Annotated in this window: 16 protein-coding genes and 1 riboswitch; of the genes, 7 read left to right on the top strand and 9 right to left on the bottom strand. The window is 71.5% G+C overall.

The window, feature by feature from the left end; translation table 11 throughout:
* Positions 1–21: 21 nt before the first annotated feature.
* The 4 genes from BLW14_RS08870 to BLW14_RS08885 form a co-directional block, all read right to left on the bottom strand.
* On the bottom strand, positions 22–1,014 hold the full coding sequence (locus tag BLW14_RS08870; protein WP_026242499.1) for an ABC transporter permease: 993 nt from the start codon (positions 1,012–1,014) through the stop codon (positions 22–24).
* Between the two features lie 356 nt (positions 1,015–1,370).
* Positions 1,371–2,150, bottom strand: a complete 780-nt coding sequence (locus tag BLW14_RS08875) for an enhanced serine sensitivity protein SseB C-terminal domain-containing protein (protein WP_093706003.1) — start codon at positions 2,148–2,150, stop codon at positions 1,371–1,373.
* 114 nt (positions 2,151–2,264) lie between these two features.
* Positions 2,265–3,044: an enhanced serine sensitivity protein SseB gene (locus BLW14_RS08880; protein WP_093706004.1), complete on the bottom strand. Its 780-nt coding sequence runs from the start codon at positions 3,042–3,044 to the stop codon at positions 2,265–2,267.
* Between the two features lie 126 nt (positions 3,045–3,170).
* Complete coding sequence (locus BLW14_RS08885) at positions 3,171–3,854, bottom strand: AAA family ATPase (protein ID WP_093706006.1); 684 nt, start codon at positions 3,852–3,854, stop codon at positions 3,171–3,173.
* 183 nt (positions 3,855–4,037) lie between these two features.
* A riboswitch (glycine riboswitch) is annotated at positions 4,038–4,131 on the top strand.
* Positions 4,132–4,271: 140 nt separating this feature from the next.
* Here BLW14_RS08885 and gcvT point away from each other — a divergent pair.
* From gcvT to BLW14_RS08905, 4 genes are all read left to right on the top strand, one after another.
* Complete coding sequence (gene gcvT, locus BLW14_RS08890; protein ID WP_093706008.1) at positions 4,272–5,387, top strand: glycine cleavage system aminomethyltransferase GcvT; 1,116 nt, start codon at positions 4,272–4,274, stop codon at positions 5,385–5,387.
* Positions 5,388–5,488: 101 nt separating this feature from the next.
* Entirely contained in the window at positions 5,489–5,866 is a 378-nt protein-coding gene (gcvH, locus tag BLW14_RS08895) for a glycine cleavage system protein GcvH (RefSeq protein ID WP_093706010.1), read from the top strand.
* A 20-nt stretch (positions 5,867–5,886) separates the two neighbouring features.
* Positions 5,887–7,146, top strand: coding sequence for a serine hydroxymethyltransferase (glyA, locus tag BLW14_RS08900; protein ID WP_093706012.1), 1,260 nt, complete (start codon positions 5,887–5,889; stop codon positions 7,144–7,146).
* 168 nt (positions 7,147–7,314) lie between these two features.
* Positions 7,315–8,697: an L-serine ammonia-lyase gene (locus tag BLW14_RS08905; protein WP_093706014.1), complete on the top strand. Its 1,383-nt coding sequence runs from the start codon at positions 7,315–7,317 to the stop codon at positions 8,695–8,697.
* A gap of 57 nt (positions 8,698–8,754) precedes the next feature.
* Here the strand turns inward: BLW14_RS08905 and BLW14_RS34445 are convergent, their stop codons facing one another.
* From BLW14_RS34445 to BLW14_RS08925, 5 genes are read right to left on the bottom strand one after another with little or no spacing between them, the layout of a single operon-like run.
* Positions 8,755–8,895, bottom strand: a complete 141-nt coding sequence (locus tag BLW14_RS34445) for a hypothetical protein (protein WP_177153844.1) — start codon at positions 8,893–8,895, stop codon at positions 8,755–8,757.
* Positions 8,896–8,903: 8 nt separating this feature from the next.
* Positions 8,904–9,239 carry a hypothetical protein gene (locus BLW14_RS08910; RefSeq protein WP_256332718.1) on the bottom strand — a complete coding sequence of 112 codons (336 nt, stop codon included), beginning with the start codon at positions 9,237–9,239 and terminating at the stop codon, positions 8,904–8,906.
* A gap of 22 nt (positions 9,240–9,261) precedes the next feature.
* Positions 9,262–14,025, bottom strand: a complete 4,764-nt coding sequence (locus BLW14_RS35615) for a putative T7SS-secreted protein (RefSeq protein WP_093706018.1) — start codon at positions 14,023–14,025, stop codon at positions 9,262–9,264.
* Positions 14,026–14,027: 2 nt separating this feature from the next.
* A complete protein-coding gene (locus tag BLW14_RS08920) occupies positions 14,028–14,684 on the bottom strand; it encodes a hypothetical protein (protein ID WP_093706020.1) in 657 nt (218 codons plus the stop codon).
* Positions 14,681–15,094 carry an SseB family protein gene (locus BLW14_RS08925; RefSeq protein WP_177153927.1) on the bottom strand — a complete coding sequence of 138 codons (414 nt, stop codon included), beginning with the start codon at positions 15,092–15,094 and terminating at the stop codon, positions 14,681–14,683. The genes BLW14_RS08920 and BLW14_RS08925 overlap by 4 nt, the downstream gene beginning before the upstream one ends.
* Positions 15,095–15,356: 262 nt before the next feature.
* Here BLW14_RS08925 and metG point away from each other — a divergent pair, with 262 nt between their 5' ends.
* From metG to BLW14_RS08940, 3 genes are all read left to right on the top strand, one after another.
* Positions 15,357–17,063: a methionine--tRNA ligase gene (gene metG, locus BLW14_RS08930; RefSeq protein ID WP_093706024.1), complete on the top strand. Its 1,707-nt coding sequence runs from the start codon at positions 15,357–15,359 to the stop codon at positions 17,061–17,063.
* Positions 17,064–17,724: 661 nt separating this feature from the next.
* Positions 17,725–18,705, top strand: coding sequence for a terpene synthase family protein (locus BLW14_RS08935; RefSeq protein WP_093710682.1), 981 nt, complete (start codon positions 17,725–17,727; stop codon positions 18,703–18,705).
* Positions 18,706–18,937: 232 nt separating this feature from the next.
* Positions 18,938–20,395 carry a carboxylesterase/lipase family protein gene (locus BLW14_RS08940; RefSeq protein WP_093706025.1) on the top strand — a complete coding sequence of 486 codons (1,458 nt, stop codon included), beginning with the start codon at positions 18,938–18,940 and terminating at the stop codon, positions 20,393–20,395.
* Positions 20,396–20,406 lie beyond the last annotated feature (11 nt).

Below are 20,406 nucleotides of genomic sequence, written 5' to 3' on the forward strand. Positions count from 1 at the left end.
TGCTGTGCGGCACTGCCGCGTTTACTTGCCACGAGGGTCGAGTGCGTCACGCAGCCCGTCCCCCAGCAGGTTGAAGGCCAGCACGGTGATGAAGATCGCCATGCCGGGGATGACCATGAACATCGGGTCCACCTCGTAGAGGTCGACCGCCTGCGTGAGCATGCCGCCCCAGGACGCCTGCGGCGGGGCGATGCCGACGCCCAGGAAGGACAGGGCCGCCTCGAAGAGGATGTTCGTGGGGATCAGCAGCGTCGCGTACACGAGGATCGGCGCGACGAGGTTGGGCAGCAGCTCTCGGAAGAGGATGAACGGGCCGCGGGCGCCCAGCGACCGGGCGGCCTCGACGAACTCGCGCTCACGGAGCGACAGGGTCTGCGCCCGGACGATGCGGCCGATGTAGGGCCAGCTGAAGAAGCCGATCACGAAGATCAGGACCGCGATGCGCAGCGTGAGCCCTTCCATCCCGAAGGCGTTGCCCTGGAGGGAGGCGGAGATGGAGATCGCGAAGAGCAGCAGCGGGAAGGCGAGGAAGGTGTCCATCAGCCGGCTGATGAAGCTGTCCACCCAGCCGCCGTAGAACCCAGCGACGACGCCCATGACGACGCCGATGGCGACGGACAGCAGGGTGGAGCCGACGGCGACGACGAGCGAGACCCAGGAGCCTTCGAGGATGCGGGCGAGGATGTCGCGGCCGGTCTGCGGTTCGACACCGAGCGGGTGGTCCCAGCTCATCCCGCCGAAATCGCCCTTGGGCGCCAGCATGATGGGGTCGACCAGGCTCTGGTTGAACGCGTTGGGGTCGAGCCCCAGGAGCGACTGAAGCGGCTTGGACAGCACCGCGGTGAGGATCAGCAGTACGACAACGATGCCACCGGCCATGGCGGCCTTGTCCCGCTTGAAGCGGGTCCAGGCGATGCGGCCGAGCGAACGGCCCTCGATCTCCTTACGACCCGCGCCTTCCAGCACCGCTTCGGGCCGTGTATCCGCCCCGGTGGTCTCGATAGGTGCCGTCATTGCGCTGGAGACCCCTCTCGGCCGGCGGTGGCCGGCCCGTGACCGCCGCGGTAGCGGCTTCTTCGTTACCTGAATCGTGCGATGGTGCGCGGCCCCGAGCGTGCCCCGGTCGGGAGTGGGCAACAAAGGGCATGGGCGCACCTGCTGCGTGGAGTCTTCAGTCAGTTCGCGACCCCCCGCCAGACCTGGCGGGGAATGTTTGCTCAAACGTGATGACGTCAGAATGCTTCCGATATCCGGACAGTCGTGCTCAACAAGCGGACCTCTCGGTCACTTATCAGCAATAACGGATGTTCCGCGCAACAGCATGGAGCGGGTGACGAATAGGTCCAGACCGTACGGCCGCTGACGCGTCCTCAGTACGCGTGCGGGGCGGGGCCGGCCTGGGGGTAGCCGTAACCGGGGGCGGCGTGCGCCTCGCGGTCGTAGAAGGGCCGGGAGTTGGCGCGCAGCCACATCGCGACCGGGTCGTACTCGTCGGACATCGCGACCGTGGAGACCGGCAGCCCCTCGGGGACGGCACCCACGGACTGGCGCATCATGGCCCGCACCGCGTCGACGGACGGCCCGCTCGTGTCGTACAGGTCGAGGCCGACGGCGAGGTACGGGGCGCCGAGCGCGGGCTGGACCCAGGCGCGGCGCAGCGAGCGGATCGCGGGGGTGTGGTGGGCGTTCTGCGCGAGCTGGGCGTAGAACTGCGGGATCTCGACGGCGGGTTCGCTGATGCGCAGCGGCCCGGCGGGCATCCGGTCGAGACCGGTCGCGATGCGGCGCAGGTCCAGCCAGGGGATGCCGACGCCGCCGCCCTGGGCGTGCGGGTTCAGCCAGAGACCCCAGCGGTCGGGGTAGAGGGCTCGGGCGATGTCGATGCCGGCGACCACCTCGTGGTCCCGGCTCCAGCCGCTGGCGGCCAGCTCCTGGGGGGAGGTGACGCACGGGGCGTAGCCGAGGCCGTCGACCTCCATGTTGCCGTACTGGGCGTCGGGGGCGCCGGGGCGGCCGTGCCACAGGAGCATCCGGACCCGGCCGGAGGCCAGGGCCTGGAGCAGCGCCTCGTACGCGTCGTAGCGCCCGGGCGTGACCTGGCGCAGCATGTGCTCGACCTGACCGGCCGCCGCGGTGCCTGACGCACTCACCCTGGGTCCCGCCCCTCGTAGATCCTCTGTTCCGGCCACCGGGCAACGGCCTTCAGCCATCAAACCAGCTTATGCGGCCGTACTGTCACCGGCTTGACGGCACGGCCGGGCCCGTCATGCCGGGAAGGCCCCGGCGCGCGTGTAGAAGGGCCGCACCCGCTCGCGCATCCAGTCGGCGACCGGGTCCTGCGCCACGTCGAGCAGCACGAGGTTGACCGGCCAGGGCACCTGGACGCGGCCCAGCGCCCGCCCCAGGGCGTCCATGGGGGCGCTCTGTCCGGCGCCGTCCCAGGTGGAGAACTCGACGCCGACGAAGAGGACGGGGTCGCCGCCCTCGATGCTGGCGAGGGCCCTGCGGGCGGTGAGGACGACGCCGCTCTCCTCGAACTCGCCGGCGGCGGCGGCCAGGAAGTCGACGGGCTCCTCCTTCCAGTCCGGCTCGTACAGCCGGACGCGGCCCCCGGTGGCCGGGCCGTCGAGCGGGGTGCGCCCGGCCCGGCACAGCTCGGCGACGGCGGGCGGGGGCAGCGGCATGCCGACGGCGCCGCCCGGGTTCACGGCGATGCCGAGCTGCGGGGGCAGGCCGCGGGCGAACTCCCGGGCGGGGGCGACCGTGAAGGACATGTGGGCGCCGACGCAGGTGAGGAACTGGTGCTCGGAGCTGAAGACGGGGACGTACGCGGCGCCCTCGATCTCCAGCGTGGGCAGGTCGAGGTCCGGGGAGTCCGGCGCGCCTCCGCCGGGCAGGGGCACCCAGACGTGACTGCGGCCGAGCACCTCCAGCAGGCGGCCGCCCGCCTCCGGGACGCCCAGCGAGGCGCCCAGCACCTCTTCGAGTTCGTTGGCCGGCCATCCGCCCTGCGGCTGGCTCCCGGCCTGTGCCGGAATGTCCACTGCTTCCCTCTCGCCCCGTTGCCGTGCAGCAAGAGGGTACGGCCTGTTCGCCCGTACGCCACTCCCCGGGGCTGTCCTGAAAGCGCCCCTCCCCGGCTACTGTCCGGTCCTTGGACGGTCCGTCTTTCAGCCCCGGGTCTGTGCGTCCGCGAACGTGATCCGCGCGAGCGAAGCGGCCGCCTCGCGGTCCAGCAGCACCGCCGAGTCGCAGCCGCGCGGCAGCAGACCGGCCTCGGTGTCCTTCAGCAGCCGGCTCACGGCTCTGCGGTGCCGGGCGAAGGCGTACGCGGAGACGCCCCGGCCCCGGTCGCGCTGGCCCGCGCGCGCGGTCTGCGCGGACACGTCGAGCAGGACGAGGTGCAGGCGCCTGCCTCGGCGGCGGGCGTGGCGGGCGAGCCGGGCGCGGACCCAGCTCTGCGTTCCGCAGTCGTGCACCACCACGGGGGCGCCGGAGCGCAGCACCCGGCGCAGCCCCCAGTAGTGGGCGAGGCGGACGAGCGGCCGGTAGAGGAGGTAGGGGAGTAAGCGGGGCAGCCTGCGGGCCCAGCGGTCCCGGGTGTCCTGGGAGTCGACGGCGTACGCCGGGGCGGCGCGGGCGATCAGGGTGGACTTGCCGCTGCCGGGCAGTCCGGAGACCACCACGACGTCCCCGGCGGCGAACCGCAGCGTGCGCGGTCCGCGCCCGGCCCGGCCGCGCAGGTCCCGGACGACGGGCGCGCAGGTGCCCGCCGCCCGGCGGGCCGGTGAACCCGGCTGCGCGGGCAGCGCGCCCTGCGCGGGCCCCGCGGTCGTCGCGTAACGCAACGTCATCGCCTCCCCCTGGCCGTACGGCCGACGCGTGCCGACCGGTACCTACCCCCGAAGTGTAAAGAAAAGGTAATGCGACACAAGCGTCCGACCCGCCGGAATCCAGCGCGGACCGGTGGAGGTCCCGGCGCCCCACTCCCCCGGAATGCGTGCGATGATGACCCCGCCAACTGCATACAGGCCGCTTGAATCCGCGCGGGAGAGTCCCGGTCACCGTGCCGGGCGCCGAAGGAGCAAGATCCTCCCTTGAATCTCTCAGGCCCCGTACCGCGTGGATGAGGCAGATCTGAAAAGCGAGTCGCCCGGCGACTCCACCCAAGGTGCAAGCCGAACCCCCGCGGGGTCTCTCGGCGAACCTCTCAGGTTCCGATGACAGATGGGGAGGATCGTCCTCGTCGTCATGCCCTGGGAGCCCCGCTCATGAGCACCACCCCCCGTCTCACCGCCCTCGATGCCCTGCACCGATCGCTCGGCGCGACCATGACCGACTTCGCGGGCTGGGACATGCCGCTGCGCTACGCCAGCGAGCGCGACGAGCACAACGCCGTACGCACGAAGGCCGGCCTCTTCGACCTCTCGCACATGGGTGAGATCACGGTCACCGGCCCCCAGGCCGTGGACGTGCTGAACCACGCGCTGGTCGGCAACATCGGCACCGTCTCGACGGGCCGGGCCCGCTACACGATGATCTGCGCCGAGGACGGCGGCATCCTGGACGACCTGATCGTGTACCGCCTCCAGGACACGGAGTACATGGTCGTCGCCAACGCCGGCAACGCCCAGCTGGTCCTGGACACGATCACCGAGCGCGCCGCCGGCTTCGACGCCGAGGTCCGCGACGACCGCGACGCGTACGCGCTGCTCGCCGTGCAGGGCCCCGAGTCCCCGGCGATCCTCGCGGCCGTGACCGACGCCGACCTGGACGGCCTGAAGTACTACGCCGGGCTGCCCGGGGTCGTCGCCGGGGTGCCCGCGCTGATCGCCCGTACCGGCTACACCGGCGAGGACGGCTTCGAGCTGTTCGTCGCACCCGGCCACGCCGAGCAGTTGTGGAAGGCGCTCACCGAAGCGGGCGCCGCGCACGGCCTGATCCCGTGCGGCCTCTCCTGCCGCGACACGCTGCGCCTGGAGGCGGGCATGCCGCTGTACGGGCACGAGCTGACCACCTCGCTGACCCCGTTCGACGCCGGGCTCGGCCGGGTCGTGAAGTTCGAGAAGGACGGCGACTTCGTGGGCCGCAAGGCGCTGGAGGCCGCCGCCGAGCGCGCCGAGACCGCCCCGCCCCGCAAGCTCGTCGGCCTGGTCGCCGAGGGCCGCCGGGTGCCGCGCGCCGGATTCCCGGTCGTCGCCGACGGCCAGGTCATCGGCGAGGTCACCTCCGGGGCCCCCTCCCCGACGCTGGGGAAGCCGATCGCCATGGCGTACGTCGACGCGGCGCACGCCGAGCCGGGCACCGCGGGTGTCGGGGTCGACATCCGGGGCACCCACGAGCCGTACGAGGTCGTGGCGCTCCCCTTCTACAAGCGCCGGAAGTAGCACCGTGGGGCGCAGGGCCCCGCGCGACGTGACGCAGTCCCGTCTCACACCGTAAGACCACCGTTCATCAGCACTCCCCCGCGTACAGGAGAATTCAGGTCATGAGCAACCCCCAGCAGCTGCGGTACAGCAAGGAGCACGAGTGGCTGTCGGCCGCCGAGGACGGCGTGTCCACGGTCGGCATCACGGAGCACGCGGCCAACGCGCTCGGTGACGTCGTCTACGCCCAGCTCCCCGCGGTCGGTGACACGGTGACCGCGGGCGAGACCTGCGGCGAGCTGGAGTCGACCAAGTCGGTCAGCGACCTGTACTCGCCGGTCACCGGCGAGGTCACGGCCTCCAACCAGGACGTCGTCGACGATCCGTCGCTGGTGAACTCCGCCCCGTTCGAGGGCGGCTGGCTGTTCAAGGTGCGCGTCGCGGAGGAGCCGAAGGACCTGCTCTCCGCCGACGAGTACTCCGAGTTCTCCGGCAACTAAAGACCCCAAGGGACCACCTGATGTCGCTTCTCAACTCCTCCCTCCACGAGCTGGACCCGGATGTCGCCGCCGCCGTCGACGCCGAGCTCCTGCGTCAGCAGTCCACGCTCGAAATGATCGCCTCGGAGAACTTCGCTCCCGTCGCCGTCATGGAGGCGCAGGGCTCCGTCCTGACCAACAAGTACGCCGAGGGCTACCCCGGCCGCCGCTACTACGGCGGCTGCGAGCACGTCGACGTGGTCGAGCAGATCGCGATCGACCGGATCAAGGCGCTCTTCGGCGCCGAGGCCGCGAACGTCCAGCCGCACTCCGGTGCGCAGGCCAACGCCGCCGCGATGTTCGCGCTGCTGAAGCCCGGCGACACGATCATGGGCCTGAACCTGGCGCACGGCGGTCACCTGACCCACGGCATGAAGATCAACTTCTCCGGCAAGCTCTACAACGTGGTCCCGTACCACGTGGACGACACCGGTGTCGTGGACATGGCCGAGGTTGAGCGCCTGGCCAAGGAGTCCAAGCCGCAGCTGATCGTCGCCGGCTGGTCCGCGTACCCGCGCCAGCTGGACTTCGCCGCCTTCCGCCGCATCGCGGACGAGGTCGGCGCGTACCTGATGGTCGACATGGCGCACTTCGCCGGTCTGGTCGCCGCGGGCCTGCACCCCAACCCGGTGCCGCACGCCCACGTCGTCACCACCACCACGCACAAGACCCTCGGCGGTCCGCGCGGCGGTGTGATCCTCTCCACCCAGGAGCTCGCCAAGAAGATCAACTCGGCGGTCTTCCCGGGTCAGCAGGGCGGCCCGCTGGAGCACGTGATCGCGGCCAAGGCGGTCTCGTTCAAGGTCGCGGCGGGCGAGGAGTTCAAGGAGCGCCAGCAGCGCACCCTGGAAGGCGCCCGTATCCTGGCCGAGCGCCTGGTGCAGCCGGACGTCACCGAGGTCGGCGTCTCCGTCCTCTCCGGCGGCACGGACGTGCACCTGGTCCTGGTGGACCTGCGCAACTCCGAGCTGGACGGCCAGCAGGCCGAGGACCGGCTCCACGAGGTCGGCATCACGGTCAACCGGAACGCCATCCCCAACGACCCGCGCCCGCCGATGGTCACCTCCGGCCTCCGGATCGGCACCCCGGCCCTGGCCACCCGCGGCTTCGGCGCCGAGGACTTCACCGAGGTCGCCGAGATCATCGCCTCGGCCCTCAAGCCGGCCTACGACGCGGACGACCTGAAGGCCCGGGTCGCGAAGCTGGCCGAGAAGTTCCCGCTGTACCCCGGCCTGAAGTAGCCGGACCGGCGCATTTGCGTCTCCGGGAGGGGCACCGCGCACACTGAACAGTGAGCGCGGTGCCCCGCCTCTTGTCCCTTCCGCTTTGTCTCTTGCATTCCGGGCCGTCCCGCCCGTACCGCACCACCCGGCAGACAACGGCGTCTACCAACCCCTTAGGAGTCCCCCGTGGCCATCTCGGTCTTCGACCTGTTCTCGATCGGCATCGGCCCGTCCAGCTCCCATACGGTCGGCCCCATGCGCGCGGCCCGCATGTTCGCGCGCCGCCTGAAGAACGAGGGCCTGCTCGCCCACACCGCCTCCGTCAGGGCCGAGCTGTACGGTTCCCTCGGCGCCACCGGCCACGGCCACGGCACCCCCAAGGCGGTCCTGCTGGGCCTGGAGGGCGAGTCCCCCCGCACGGTAGACGTCGAGAGGGCCGACGAGCGGGTCGAGGAGATCCGCTCCACCGGCCGGATCAACCTCCTCGGGATGCACGAGATCCCCTTCGACGCGGACGAGCAGCTGGTCCTGCACCGCCGCAAGGCGCTCCCGTACCACGCCAACGGCATGACCGTCTTCGCGTACGACGCCGAGGGCGCCCCGCTCCTGGAGAAGACGTACTACTCGGTCGGCGGCGGCTTCGTCGTGGACGAGGACGCCGTGGGCCAGGACCGGATCGTGCTCGACGACACGGTCCTGAAGTACCCCTTCCGCACCGGCGACGAGCTGCTGCGCCTCGCCCGCGAGACCGGTCTGTCGATCTCCTCGCTGATGCTGGAGAACGAGCGCGCCTGGCGCACCGAGGACGAGATCCGCTCCGGTCTCCTCGACATCTGGCGCGCCATGCAGGCGTGCGTCTCGCGCGGCATGTCCCGCGAGGGCATCCTGCCCGGCGGCCTCAAGGTCCACCGCCGCGCCGCCAAGACCGCCCGCCAGCTGCGCGCGGAGGGCGATCCGCAGGCGCACGCCATGGAGTGGATCACCCTCTACGCGATGGCGGTCAACGAGGAGAACGCGGCGGGCGGCCGCGTGGTCACCGCCCCCACCAACGGCGCGGCCGGCATCATCCCGGCCGTCCTGCACTACTGGATGAACTTCGCCGCGGGCGGCTGCACGGAGGCCGAGAAGGAGGACGGCATCGTCCGCTTCCTGCTGGCCGCCGGCGCGATCGGCATGCTGTTCAAGGAGAACGCCTCCATCTCCGGCGCCGAGGTCGGCTGCCAGGGCGAGGTCGGCTCCGCCTGCTCCATGGCCGCCGGCGCCCTCGCCGAGGTCCTGGGCGGCAGCGCCGAGCAGGTGGAGAACGCCGCCGAGATCGGCATGGAGCACAACCTGGGCCTGACCTGCGACCCGGTCGGCGGCCTCGTCCAGATCCCGTGCATCGAGCGCAACGGCATGGCCGCGGTCAAGGCCGTCACCGCGGCGAAGATGGCGCTGCGCGGCGACGGCAGCCACAAGGTCTCCCTCGACAAGGTCATCAAGACCATGAAGGAGACCGGCGCGGACATGTCCGTCAAGTACAAGGAGACGGCGCGCGGCGGGCTCGCGGTGAACATCATCGAGTGCTGACCGGTTGGGCCCTGACCAGCGCGTCCGCTTCTCGCAGCGCTGTCGGGGCCTTTCCGCTCACCCGACGGTTTCCTTGAGCTCGTCGGCGGACGCGTCCCGGCCGGGTCCGAAGCGCAGCAGGCCAACAGCCGCTTCCCGGAGCAGTCGCGGGTCATCAGGACGCTGCCGACCGGGGACCGCACCTTCGCGTCCTGCCATGCGGCTCCTTATTGGAACAACAGACGGTCGCTCACCGAAATTCGAGGCGTCACCTGAATCTCCAGGGTGCCCGCGCACTCGCCCGTGTGGAAGTCGACGGAAATGCCCTTGGCCGAATTCCCCGAGGTGAAGGAGAGACGCGTCGCGCCTTCACGGAAGACGTCCAGCATCGCGACACCCTGATCGTTCACCCAGCGGATCCTCACCGATCTCCCCGCCGCGTCGTAGGAGAAGACGACCGACTGCCCCGCGTCATCGTGCAGGGTGAGAACCCGCGCGCCGCTCTCGTCCACGTCCGGCCATTCGCCGGTGGCCTCGTAGACCTCTTCGTCGTCTGGAGTCAAGAACTCTCGGTACATGTCTTCTTCACTTTCCAACGTACTTCGGCCAGTGACTCAGCTCGCCGTGAATGCTCACATTCGGTCCGCTGCCACGGAAGATGACGGTGGACAGCCTCTGTCCGCCGTCCGGCAGGATCTCCCAGGTGCTCTCGACACCAAGGGCTCCGTGGGGACCGTATAGGACGGATTCGGTCACACCGAACTCTCCGCTGCCGCCGGGCCACTCCTTGCTGAACGTGCGCCCGAACGGCTGCTGGGCGGCATCGCTCAGGTGACCTGTGACGTACTCCCGCATCGCCGGAGTGTCCGGTATTCCGATCCGGTTCAGTTGCAGTTCGTTCTGGAGCGCCCTCGGCGAGTTGTGCGTGTTCGGCTTGATGTCCTTGTTGAACAGGTAATCGAGCTTTCGGGGGTCGACCTCCGCCTTTCCCGGGCTCCCCTCCCCCTTATACGGAGAAAGGCCGAGCGGGTCCGTCCAGGTGTGCGGATTATGGACGTAGACGGACGGGTTGGGCGCGGGATCGAGACCGAGCGGATCCGGAGTGAGGTAGCGGCCGGTTTCGGGGTCGTAGTGGCGGAAGACGTTGTAGTGGAGGCCGGATTCCGGGTCGTAGTACTGGCCGGGGAAGCGGAGGGGGGTGTACGTGGTGCTGGTGCGTGACCAGGCGGTGGTGCCCCAGAGGGTGGCGCGGGCGCGCCAGGCGGTGCGGCCGGTCTCGTCGATGAGTTCGGTGGGGGTGCCGACGAGGTCGGTGGCGATGGCGAAGAAGCGGCGGTCGATCTCCGTCTGGCGGTCGTCGGCCGTGAGGATGCGTTCGGTCTGGGACAGCGGGGCCGGGCCGCGATGGTCCCAGCTGAGGGCGACCGTGTTCGGGGCGTCGGGCTGGTGGGTGGTCTGCTCGCAGAGGGTGAGCCCGTCCCAGGTGAACCGGGTCTCCTCGGCCACGTCCCCGCCGGCGGTCAGGCGTTGCTTGGCGATGCGGCGGCCGAGCGGGTCGTAGCGGTAGCGCCAGCGGGTGCCGTCGGGGGTGGTGACGGAGGTGAGGCGGTTCTCCGTGTCCCAGGTGTAGTGCCAGGCGTCCGGCTTGCGGGAGAGCCGGGTCTTGCGGCGCACAGTGACCCGGCCCAGCGCGTCGTACTCGAAACGGACGTCTCCGGCGCGGGTGAGGGTGGTGCCGGTGTAGGCGCGGGAGCCGGTGGCCTCGGTGCCGGGGTGGGCGGAGGGCCAGGTGGCGGAGGTCTGGTTGCCGGCGTCGTCGTAGGCGTAGCGCTCGGTCCAGTTCTGGGCGTGGACGGCGGTGACGCGGCCCGCCGCGTCGAGGTCGAAGGTGCGGGTGCCGGACTTCCGGTCGGCGACGGATATGAGGTGGCCGTCGGCGCGGTAGGTGTAGGCGCGGCTGTTGACGGCCCGGGTCCCGGCGTCGATGTGCTGGGCGGTGAGGCGTCCGGCCTCGTCCCAGGCGGAGGTCATGGTCAGCGCGTCGTCGTAGGCGCGGGTGAGTTCGCGCCCGGCGTCGTCGTGGGTGAAGCCGATGCGGTGGCCGCCGCTGGTGAGGCTGTGGGCGCGGCCGTCGGGACCGTACGTATAGGAGGTCACGTGGCCAGTGGGCGTGACGCGCCTGGTACGGCGGCCCAGCGCGTCGTACGCGTAGGAGACTGGACGGCCGTCCACCAGTTCCGTCTTGGTCCTGCCCGAGCGGTCGTACTGGTAGCGGATCTCGCTCTCCGGGCCCACGGCTTCGAGCAGGCGCCCCGCCCGGTCGTAGGCGTACGCCGTCACCCGGCCGTCGACGTCCTTGCGGAGGATCTGGCCGAGCGCGTCGCGTTCGAAAGTGATCGTTCCGCCGAGGGCGTCGGTGCGGGCGGTGAGCCTGCCCGCCGCGTCCGTCTCGTATGTGAGGGTGCGGCCGTCGAAGTCGGTCTCGGACGTGATGGTGCCTGCCGCGTCGTACGCGTAACTCCAGCCCATCCCCTGCGGGTTGGTGACGCGGGTGAGGCGGAGCGCGCGGTCGTGCTCGAACTCGTAGCGGGCTCCGTCCGGTCCGGTGCGGGCGGCGAGGAGGTCGAAGTGGGTGTACTCGAAGCGGGAGACGCCGCCCGACGCGTCGGTGTGCGTGAGCGCGTTGCCCTCGCCGTCGTACGTCCACGACTCGGTGGCCCCGTCGGGGGCGGTGCGCCGGGCGAGGTTGCCGTCGGGGTGCCACTCCAGGCGGGTGACACCGCCGGCCGGGTCGGTGATGCGGACGGGGCGGCCGAGGGCGTCCCGCTCGGTGCGGGTGACGGCGCCACCGGGGCCGGTGACCCGCACGGTCAGGCCGGCGGCGTCGCACTCGACGTGGGTGGTGGCGCCGAGGGCGTCGGTGACCGAGGTGAGGCGGCCGGCGGTGTCGTAGGTGCAGCGGGTGGTGGCCCCGGCGGGGTCGGTGACCGCGGTGCGGTTGCCGCGTTCGTCGAACTCCTGGAGCACGCGGTTGCCGTCCGGGCCGATGACCTCCACGGGCAGGCCGGACGGGTCGCGCACGGTGCGCAGTTCGCCGCCGTCGGGGGCGGTGGTGGCGACGAGCCGGTCGTCCTCGTCGTACGCGAAGGCGGTGCGGAGGCCCAGCGGGTCGGTGCGGGAGTGCAGGTTGCCGTGCGGGTCGTGGGTGAACCGGGTGGTGTGTCCGAGCGGGTCGGTGACGGCGAGGCAGAGGCAGCCGGGGCCGAAGAGGTGACGGGTGGTGTGGCCGTCGGCGGTGGTGAGCGTGGTGGTGTGGTGGCCGGTCTCGGGGTCCGGGTCGGTGTAGGCGAGGGTGATCTGTACGTGCCCGGCCTCGCCGCCCTCCGCGACGACCCGGTCCTGGTCGTCGTAGACGTAGTCGTAGCGGCTGTCGTTGGAGTCGATCCAGGCGATGACGCGGCGGCGGTCGTCGTAGACGAAGGTGGTCGTGGCGCCGGACGGCTTGGTGACGGTGGTGAGGTCGCCGTCCTCGTAGCCGTAGCTCATCAGGAGCAGGTCCGCGCCGTCCTCGCCCGCGCCGGTCAGGGACAGTGCGGTGATCCGGCCGTCGGCGGTGGTCAGGCCGAGCCGCCGGCCCGCGGAGTGGACCAGGGCCAGCGGCAGGCCGTCCTCGTCGCGTTCGACGGTGATCCGGTGGCCGTTGCGGTCGGTGAGGTCGGCGAGCCAGGCCACGCCGTCGCCGCCGGCCTCCGCGCCGCGCGGGCCGTCGAAGTCGAGGACCAGGCCGCTGTCGGGGTCGGTGACCGTGTAGTCGCCGTTCGCGTCGCGGGCGAGCAGCGTGCGGGCCCGCCCCGACTCGGGCCGGACGGGCGCGCCGGGCACCGGGTGCGGGTAGCGGATCAGGAGGCCCTCGGCGGTGACGTGGACGACGCCGATGGAGTCGACCTGCAGGCGCTCGTCGACGGTGGAGGTCCAGGAGAGCCCCATGAAGCGGCCGGAGGTCAGGCCGGACTCGGTGCGGCGGGTGAACAGCAACGGCAGGATGCCGGGTATCGCGACGTCGGTCTGCGGCAGGAACATCCGGCCCGAGGCGAGGTCCACCGGGTCGGTGCCATCGGTGACGCGTCGGCCGTCGGGACGGGTGTGGGTGCCCTCCGGGGCGTCGTCCGCCAGCCGCCGCAGCCGGGCGATGTCGGAGACCTCCTCCGCGACACGGGCGCCCTTCACCGCGGCGCCGCCGCCTCCCGTGGCGACGGTCAGCACGAGGTCGGGGATCAGCCGGCCGACGCCCTCGGCCGGGTCCTTCATGAAGTCCTTGACCATCTGGGTGCCGGTGCCGACCGGGTCGTTCGCGGCGACCACCAGCCCGGCGGCCAGGCTGTTGAGCGAGGTCAGGTACTCGGCCGGGTGCGTCAGGTTGTACGGGTCCATCGGGTTGATGCCGCGCACGAAGTTGACGATGCCCGCCGATGCCTTGATGATCCCGCCGTCCAGGTGCATGCCCATGACCTGGGACTCCTCGAACCCGTCCCGTACCTGCTCGGCGTACGAGGGCTTCTTCGGCGCCATGTCGCGGGCGGCCTGCACCGCCGTGCGGGCGGTCTCCGCCGCGGTGTTGCGCTGTTTGCGGGCCTCGGCGAGGAGGTCCTGCGCTTCCTGCATCAGCTTCTTGCCGGGGTCGGTGAACGTGGACGCGGGCTTCGGCGGCAGCGAGGACGGGTCGCGCTTGTCGGACGGCTGGGCGTTGTAGCGGTCGACGGCGCTGTTGTAATCGTCCACCTTCTTGCGGTGGGCGTCCGCGGCGTCCTCGGAGGCCTTCACGCCCTCCTTCCACTTGTCGATCGCGGTCTGCGCCTGGCCCTGCGCCCAGGTGACGGTGTCCGCGAACGAGTCGAGCGCCCCCAGCGCCTTGGTGGCGGCGTCGGCTGCCGCGTACCACTTCGGCGGCTGCGTGCTCACGGCGGTGCGCAGGGCGTCGGCGGTCTTGCCCTTCAGTTCACCGGAGTTCAGCCCCTTGAGCCCGTCCCCGGTGCCGTCGAAGGCCGACTGGAACGCGCGGAGCTTCGCCACCGTGGCGTCGATCTTGCTGGGGCTGCCGTAGATCAGCTTGGTCTTGTCCTCGGTCTGCCCGAGGTCCATCTCGTCGACCTCGGCGCCCAGCCGGTTGGCGACCGAACGGGACTGCTCACGCACCCAGTCCGCGCCGGACTCCCAGCCGACGTCGTCCAGCCGGTCGGCGGTCCAGTTCCCCACGTCCTCGACGCGGTCACCGGCCCACTCGAGACCGTCCTCGACCGCGTCCTCGACCGAGTCCGGCGTGAGGTCGCTGATGATGTCGCCGATACCCACGGTCAGTTGCCCCCCGGCTCACTCTGCTGCTGTGCCTGCCGCGCGCGTTCCTCCGGCGACGGGCCGAGCGTCTCGTCCAGCATGCCGTCGAACTGCTCGTCGGAGATCCCGAGCGCGCTGTTGAACATGTCGGACTGGCGGCCCCCGTACCCCTCGGTGAGGACCGTGCGGCCGGTGTCCTTCCAGGTCTGCTCCATGTCCTGGCCGGCCTTTTCGAACGACTCGGGGCTGTAGTCCGGATTCAGGTAGTCCGGCGTGAAGATGTCGCCCCAGTCCTGTTGCGCGATCTCCTCCTCGGTCGCGTGCGGGTTCCCGCCGAACACGGCGTTGGCGCCCACCTTGAGCGTGCCCGCGAGGTACTGGTCGTTCTGCCACTGCGTACCCGCCGCCAGACCCAGCTGGTTCGCGATCCCGCTGGCGTCCCGCACCAGGGCGCGCACACCCCACTCCCAGCGCTCGCAGAAGTCCTCGAAGTCGACCGAGAGGCCGTGGTGCCCGGTCTCCATCCCGGTCATCGCCAGCTCCGAGAACCCCTTGCCCATGACCGATCCGGTGGCACCGCCGAGGTCCCCCAGCTCGTCGATCGTCGTGTTCAGGCCCTTGGTGAACTTGGCGACCGACGTCTTGTCCAGATGCAGATCCGCGCCGTCGCCGCTCATGCCCGCGCCTCCCGCGCCTCACCGGCGTCGACGGCGGCCGATTCCGGGACGATCCCGGTGACCGGGGGGAAGAACATCGCCCCGTCCTCCGTCGCGACGTCCACCGCGAGACCGGCGGGCTCACCCAGGGCGGGCACGATCTCGTCCACGATCCGCGCGCCCAGCAGCGTCGCGTACTCCAACGGCTGGTCACCCGGGACGTGGTGCCGGACGAACCGGGCCAGTGCCACCTCGTCCGTGAAGCCGTGGATCCACCGCACCCCGCCCATCCGCGCGGACCACAGCCGGCCCCCGGCCATCGGGACCAGGAGGACCGCACGCCGCATCTCGCCGACCAGCGCCCGCGGGTCCCCGCCCCCGCTCCTCCGCTCGGCTATGCGCTCGGCCAGCGCTGCCCCTGATCGCTCCACGGTCCCTCCCCCGTCGGCGGCAACTCACGACACCGTAGACGAGGACGCTCGTCGGGACGTCCGCGGTTCTCGCCGGGCCCTGGCCACCTCCGCGGAAATCCGGTAAGGGCCGCCTCCCCCCATTCGATAGGATGCAGGCGGCCTGCAACAACGGCACCGGCGCGCTCAGCGTCCGACCGGTGCGCGTCGGCAGGAATCCGACCTCGACTCCATTGCCGGGCCGCGTCCGGCCCATCGCAGTAGAAATTGGGAGCATCCGACGATGACTCGACACCTGATCACCAGCGCGCTTCCCTACATCAACGGGATCAAGCACCTGGGGAACCTGGTCGGGTCGATGCTCCCGGCGGACGTGTACACGCGGTACCTGCGGCAGCGCGGCGAGGAGGCGCTGTACATCTGCGCCACCGACGAGCACGGCACCCCGGCGGAGCTGGCCGCGAAGGCGGCCGGGCTCCCGGTGGACGAGTTCTGCGCGCAGCAGCACGACGCGCAGAAGGCGGTGTACGACGGCTTCGGGCTCTCCTTCGACTACTTCGGCCGCAGCTCCTCCGCCGAGAACCGCGAGATCACGCAGCACTTCGCCCGCAAGCTGCACGAGAACGGGTTCATCGAGGAGCGGGCGATCCGCCAGGTGTTCTCGATCGCCGACGACCGCTTCCTGCCGGACCGCTACATCGTCGGTACGTGCCCGCACTGCGGGTACGACAAGGCGCGCGGCGACCAGTGCGAGAACTGCACCCGGGTGCTGGACCCCACCGACCTGATCGAGCCGCGCTCCGCGATCAGCGGCAGCAGCGAGCTGGAGGTCCGGGAGACCAAGCACCTCTTCCTGCTCCAGTCGAAGCTGTCCGGCGAGGTCGAGGCGTGGATCGACGAGACCGGCGGCGAGTGGCCGCACCTGGCCTCCTCGATCGCCCGCAAGTGGCTCACCGAGGGCCTGCACGACCGGTCGATCACCCGTGACCTGGAGTGGGGCGTGCCGGTCCCGGCCGACACCTGGCCGGAGCTGGCGGCCGAGGGCAAGGTCTTCTACGTCTGGTTCGACGCCCCCATCGAGTACCTCGGGGCGACGAAGGAGTGGGCGGACCTGGAGCCGGAGACCCGGGACTGGAAGTCCTGGTGGTACGAGGCGTCCGACGTCCGGTACACGCAGTTCATGGCCAAGGACAACGTCCCGTTCCACACGGTGATGTTCCCCGCGATGGAGATCGGCACCCGCGAGCCGGTCAAGCGTGTGGACCTGGTCAAGGCGTTCAACTGGCTGAACTACTACGGCGGCAAGTTCTCGACGTCGCAGCAGCGCGGCATCTTCTCCGACACGGCCCTGGAGCTGCTGCCGGCGGACTACTGGCGCTACTTCCTGATGGCGCAGGCCCCGGAGTCGGACGACACGTCGTTCACCTGGGAGCTGTTCGCCACCTCGGTGAACAAGGACCTCGCCGACACCCTCGGCAACTTCGTGAACCGGGTGCTCTCCTTCTCCCGCAAGCGGTTCGGCGACGCCGTGCCGGCGGGCAAGGAGGCGGGGGACGCCGAGCGGAAGCTGGGCGAGGAGATCGCGCGGCTGCTCGCGGAGTACGAGGGCCACATGGAGGCGCTCCAGTTCCGCAAGGCGGCCCAGGCGCTGCGCGCGCTGTGGAGCGCGGGCAACTCCTACCTTGAGGAGAAGGCCCCCTGGCTGGAGATCAAGACCGACCAGGAGGGCGCCGCGCTCACGCTGCGCACCGCGATGAACCTGATCCACCTGTACGCGGTCGTCTCGGAGCCGTTCATCCCGTCCTCCGCTCGGGCCATGCGCGAGGCGTTCGCCCTGGCGGACGACACGGCGACGTGGGTGAGCGCCGACGAGGCCCGCGCGCTGGCGTCCGTGCCGGCCGGGACAGCGTTTTCGGTGCCGCCGGTGCTCTTCGCCAAGATCACCGACGAGGACCTGGAGTCCTGGCGCGAGCGCTTCGGCGCCCAGTAGGCCTGTCCAGCAGTACGCCGATCGCCCGGCCGGGAGCTTCCCGGCCGGGCGATCGGCGTTTCCGGGCCCGGCGCCGCGCCGCACCGAATCGGCCATGCGTTCGCATGGGGTACGACATCGCGATGAACCCAGGAGTATGCCAACTGCTCATAAGCGCGCAGGAGTTCTTGCCGATCACACATTTTCGGTCACCTGCTCCTTCCCTCCCCCGCGTACGGGGAGTTCACTGGACGTGACGAGTGGTGACGCGACCGCCGCGCACGTCAGGCGGTCCGATGCCCCGGGCCGTGCTCCGGCTGCCCGGTCCGTGCGGAGGAAAGAGGACAGCGATGACAGCCGCCCCTGCCCCGGCGCGCCTGCGACGGGTTCCGGCCGTGCGGGCCGCGTACGGCCGTCCGGCGCGGGCGGGCGGGTGTCCGGCGGTGACCGCACACCGCACGCGTCCCGGGCCGCCGGCGCGGCGGTCCTCGGCACGGCCGGTCCGCGCCCCCACCGCGCTCCCGCCGTACCGGGGCGGGCGGCCGTCCGCCGACCGGCCGCGCGTCCGCCGCTCGCCACCGCGATTCCCGCCTGCGCGTATCCGTCTCGCGCATCCCCCTGCCCTGTTCTTATCGTCTCGACGAGGTGCACCATGAGCAAGATCGCGCTTCCAGAATTCCACATGCCGTTCGAAAGCACGGGATGCAATCCGGGAGTTGAGCAGACCAAGAAAGCCGCCTGGGAATGGGCCGAGGCCAGTGAACTCGTCCTGTCGCCCGTGGCCGTCAAGAAAATGATCAGGACCCGTCCGGAACTCTGGATCTCGCTGATATTCCCGGAGGCTTCGCAGAAGCATCTGGACCTGTTCTGCCAGTGGCTGTTCTGGGCCTTCCTCGTCGACGACGAGTTCGACGACGGCCCGGCCGGGCGCGACCCGAGACTGTGCGAGAGCGCGATCGGCCGCCTGGTGGACGTGCTCGACGGCGCCCGCGCGCCCGTCGGCCGCATGGAGCACGCGCTCGACGAACTGCTCGCCCGGACCTGCGTGGACCGCCCCGCGCACTGGGTGCGGCAGTTCCGGCGGGACACGGCGGCCTGGCTGTGGACCTACTACGCGGAGGCCGTGGACCGGGCCGCGGGCCATGTCCCGACCACCGCCGACTTCGTGAAGCACCGCCGCGACTCCGTGGCGATGCAGCCCTTCCTGGACCTCCACGAGATCACCGCCGGAATCGACCTGCCGGAATCCGCCCGCAGCCTTCCCGCGTACATCGCCTTACGGAATGCGGTCACCGACCATTCCGGGCTCTGCAACGACATCTGCTCGTTCGAGAAGGAGGCCGTGCTCGGTTATGAGCACAACACCGTGCGGCTGATCCAGCGCGACCGGGGCGGCACACTCCAGGAGGCGGTCGACGAGGCCGGAATTCTGCTCGGCCGTATCGCCGACCGTGTGCAGCGGGCGGAGAAGGAACTCGTCGAGGAGATCGAGGCGGCGGGCATCGAGGGCCCGGCGCGCACCGCGCTGGAGCGCTGCGTCCGGGACTACCGGGGGCTCGTCCGGGGCGACTTCGACTACCACGCGAGGGCCGAGCGCTACACCAGGCCCGAGCTGACGGAGATCGACGAGGACGGCTCGATGTCCGGCAACTTCGCCGCCTGACGGGAGCCGGCGGGGGCGGCGCGGCCGGCGGCCGGGACCGGGCGCGGCCCCACTCCAGCGATTTCCGGACGTTTCTCGCGTCGGCCGCCCCGCCGGTCCCACGGGGCGGCCGACGGCCGGAACCGGCGGTTGCCGGAAGCGGTCCACGGCCGCGTGCCTCCGTCTGGCCGCCCCTCCCGGTCCGTGGTCTGCTGGAGGACACGCCCGACGCACGCGGAAGGGCCGGAACGTCATGACAGCGCCACCCCCGCCCGCCCCACACGCCGAGACGGTGCAAGGCATCGTCCGGGGCACCCACGAGCGGGGGATCGCCGTGTTCCGGGGCATCCCGTACGCGGCCGCCCCGGTGGGCGCCCGGCGGTTCGGGGCGCCCGGGCCGCCGGAGCCCTGGACGGGGGTGCGGGCGGCCACGGCGTTCGGGCCGACCGCGCCCAAGCGGCCGTACGCCCCGCCGTTCGACCGGCTGCTGGCCGACCCCTCGGTGCCCGGCGAGGACTGCCTCAACCTGAACGTGTGGACACCGGCGCCCGACCGCGGCGCACGGCCCGTCCTGGTCTGGATCCACGGCGGCTCGCTGCTGCACGGCTCGTCCACTCTGCCGCTGTACGACGGGACGGCGTTCGCCCGCGACGGGGTGGTGCTCGTGTCGGTCAACTACCGGCTGGGCGTGGAGGGGTTCGGCGTCCTGCCCGACGCACCGGCCAACCGGGGACTGCTCGACCAGCTGGCCGCCCTCACCTGGGTGCGGGACAACATCGCGGCGTTCGGCGGCGATCCGGACCGGGTCACGGTGTGCGGGGAGTCGGCGGGTGCCATCGGCGTCGGGGCGCTGCTGGCCGCGCCACGGGCCCGCGGGCTGTTCCGGCGGGCGGTGCTGCAGAGCGGGGTGCCGGCCGCGCTGCCGGTGGCCGAGGGCCGGCGGACCACCGCGCTCGTCGCCAAGCGGCTCGGGGTGGCGGCGACCGCCCGGGGCCTGGCCGGGGTGGACCCGGCCGCGCTGCTGGCCGCGCAGAGCGAGGTGACGGCCGGCGGCTCCCCGCTGACCGGCGGCCACTCCTTCCAGCTCGTGGTGGACGGCGACCTGCTGCCCCGCGATCCGATGGAGGCCCTGCTCGACGGGGCCTCGTCCGGGGTCGGGCTGCTGATGGGCTCCACCACCGAGGAGTACCGGCTGTGGTTCGTCCCGGCCGGGCTGACCGAACGGTTCTCCCGGGCGAAGCTGCGCCTCGCGCTCCTGAAGTTCCGGGTGCCGCGCGCCACCGCCCGTACATACCGCGCCAACCGGCCCGGGGCCACGCCCGGCGAACTGCTCGGCGCGCTCGCCACCGATCTGCTGCTGCGGGTGCCGCTGAACCGGCTGGCCGACGCCCGCGCCCCGGGCACGACGCATCTGTACGAGTTCGGCTGGCCCTCCCCCGTCGAGGGGCTCGGCGCCTGCCACGGGCTGGAGATCGGCTTCGTCTTCGACACCCTGCGCGGCCCGGACGCCGTCGCGCTCGCGGGGTACGACGCCCCGCAGGAGCTGGCCGACTCGATGCACGCCGCGTGGGTGCGGTTCGCCACGCACGGCGACCCGGGGTGGCCGGGCTGGGACGCCTCGCGGCCGGTGATGAGCTTCGGCCCGGGCGCCGCCGCGCTGGTACGGGCCCCGCGCGACGACGAACTGCGCGGCTGGCCCCCGTACCGGTGAGGGAGGCGCCG

The sequence above is a fragment of the Streptomyces sp. 2131.1 genome, from assembly GCF_900105515.1.
Lineage (GTDB): Bacteria > Actinomycetota > Actinomycetes > Streptomycetales > Streptomycetaceae > Streptomyces > Streptomyces drozdowiczii.

Bases quoted from the DNA above. Each gene is read 5' to 3' on its own strand.
- gcvT (WP_093706008.1), top strand. From the start codon at position 4,272: ATGAGCACCACCCCCCGTCTCACCGCCCTCGATGCCCTGCACCGATCG.
- gcvH (WP_093706010.1), top strand. From the start codon at position 5,489: ATGAGCAACCCCCAGCAGCTGCGGTACAGCAAGGAGCACGAGTGGCTG.
- BLW14_RS34445 (WP_177153844.1), bottom strand. From the start codon at position 8,895: ATGGCAGGACGCGAAGGTGCGGTCCCCGGTCGGCAGCGTCCTGATGAC.
- BLW14_RS08885 (WP_093706006.1), bottom strand. From the start codon at position 3,854: ATGACGTTGCGTTACGCGACGACCGCGGGGCCCGCGCAGGGCGCGCTG.
- BLW14_RS08920 (WP_093706020.1), bottom strand. From the start codon at position 14,684: ATGAGCGGCGACGGCGCGGATCTGCATCTGGACAAGACGTCGGTCGCC.
- BLW14_RS08870 (WP_026242499.1), bottom strand. From the start codon at position 1,014: ATGACGGCACCTATCGAGACCACCGGGGCGGATACACGGCCCGAAGCG.
- BLW14_RS08940 (WP_093706025.1), top strand. From the start codon at position 18,938: ATGACAGCGCCACCCCCGCCCGCCCCACACGCCGAGACGGTGCAAGGC.
- BLW14_RS08935 (WP_093710682.1), top strand. From the start codon at position 17,725: ATGCCGTTCGAAAGCACGGGATGCAATCCGGGAGTTGAGCAGACCAAG.
- glyA (WP_093706012.1), top strand. From the start codon at position 5,887: ATGTCGCTTCTCAACTCCTCCCTCCACGAGCTGGACCCGGATGTCGCC.
- metG (WP_093706024.1), top strand. From the start codon at position 15,357: ATGACTCGACACCTGATCACCAGCGCGCTTCCCTACATCAACGGGATC.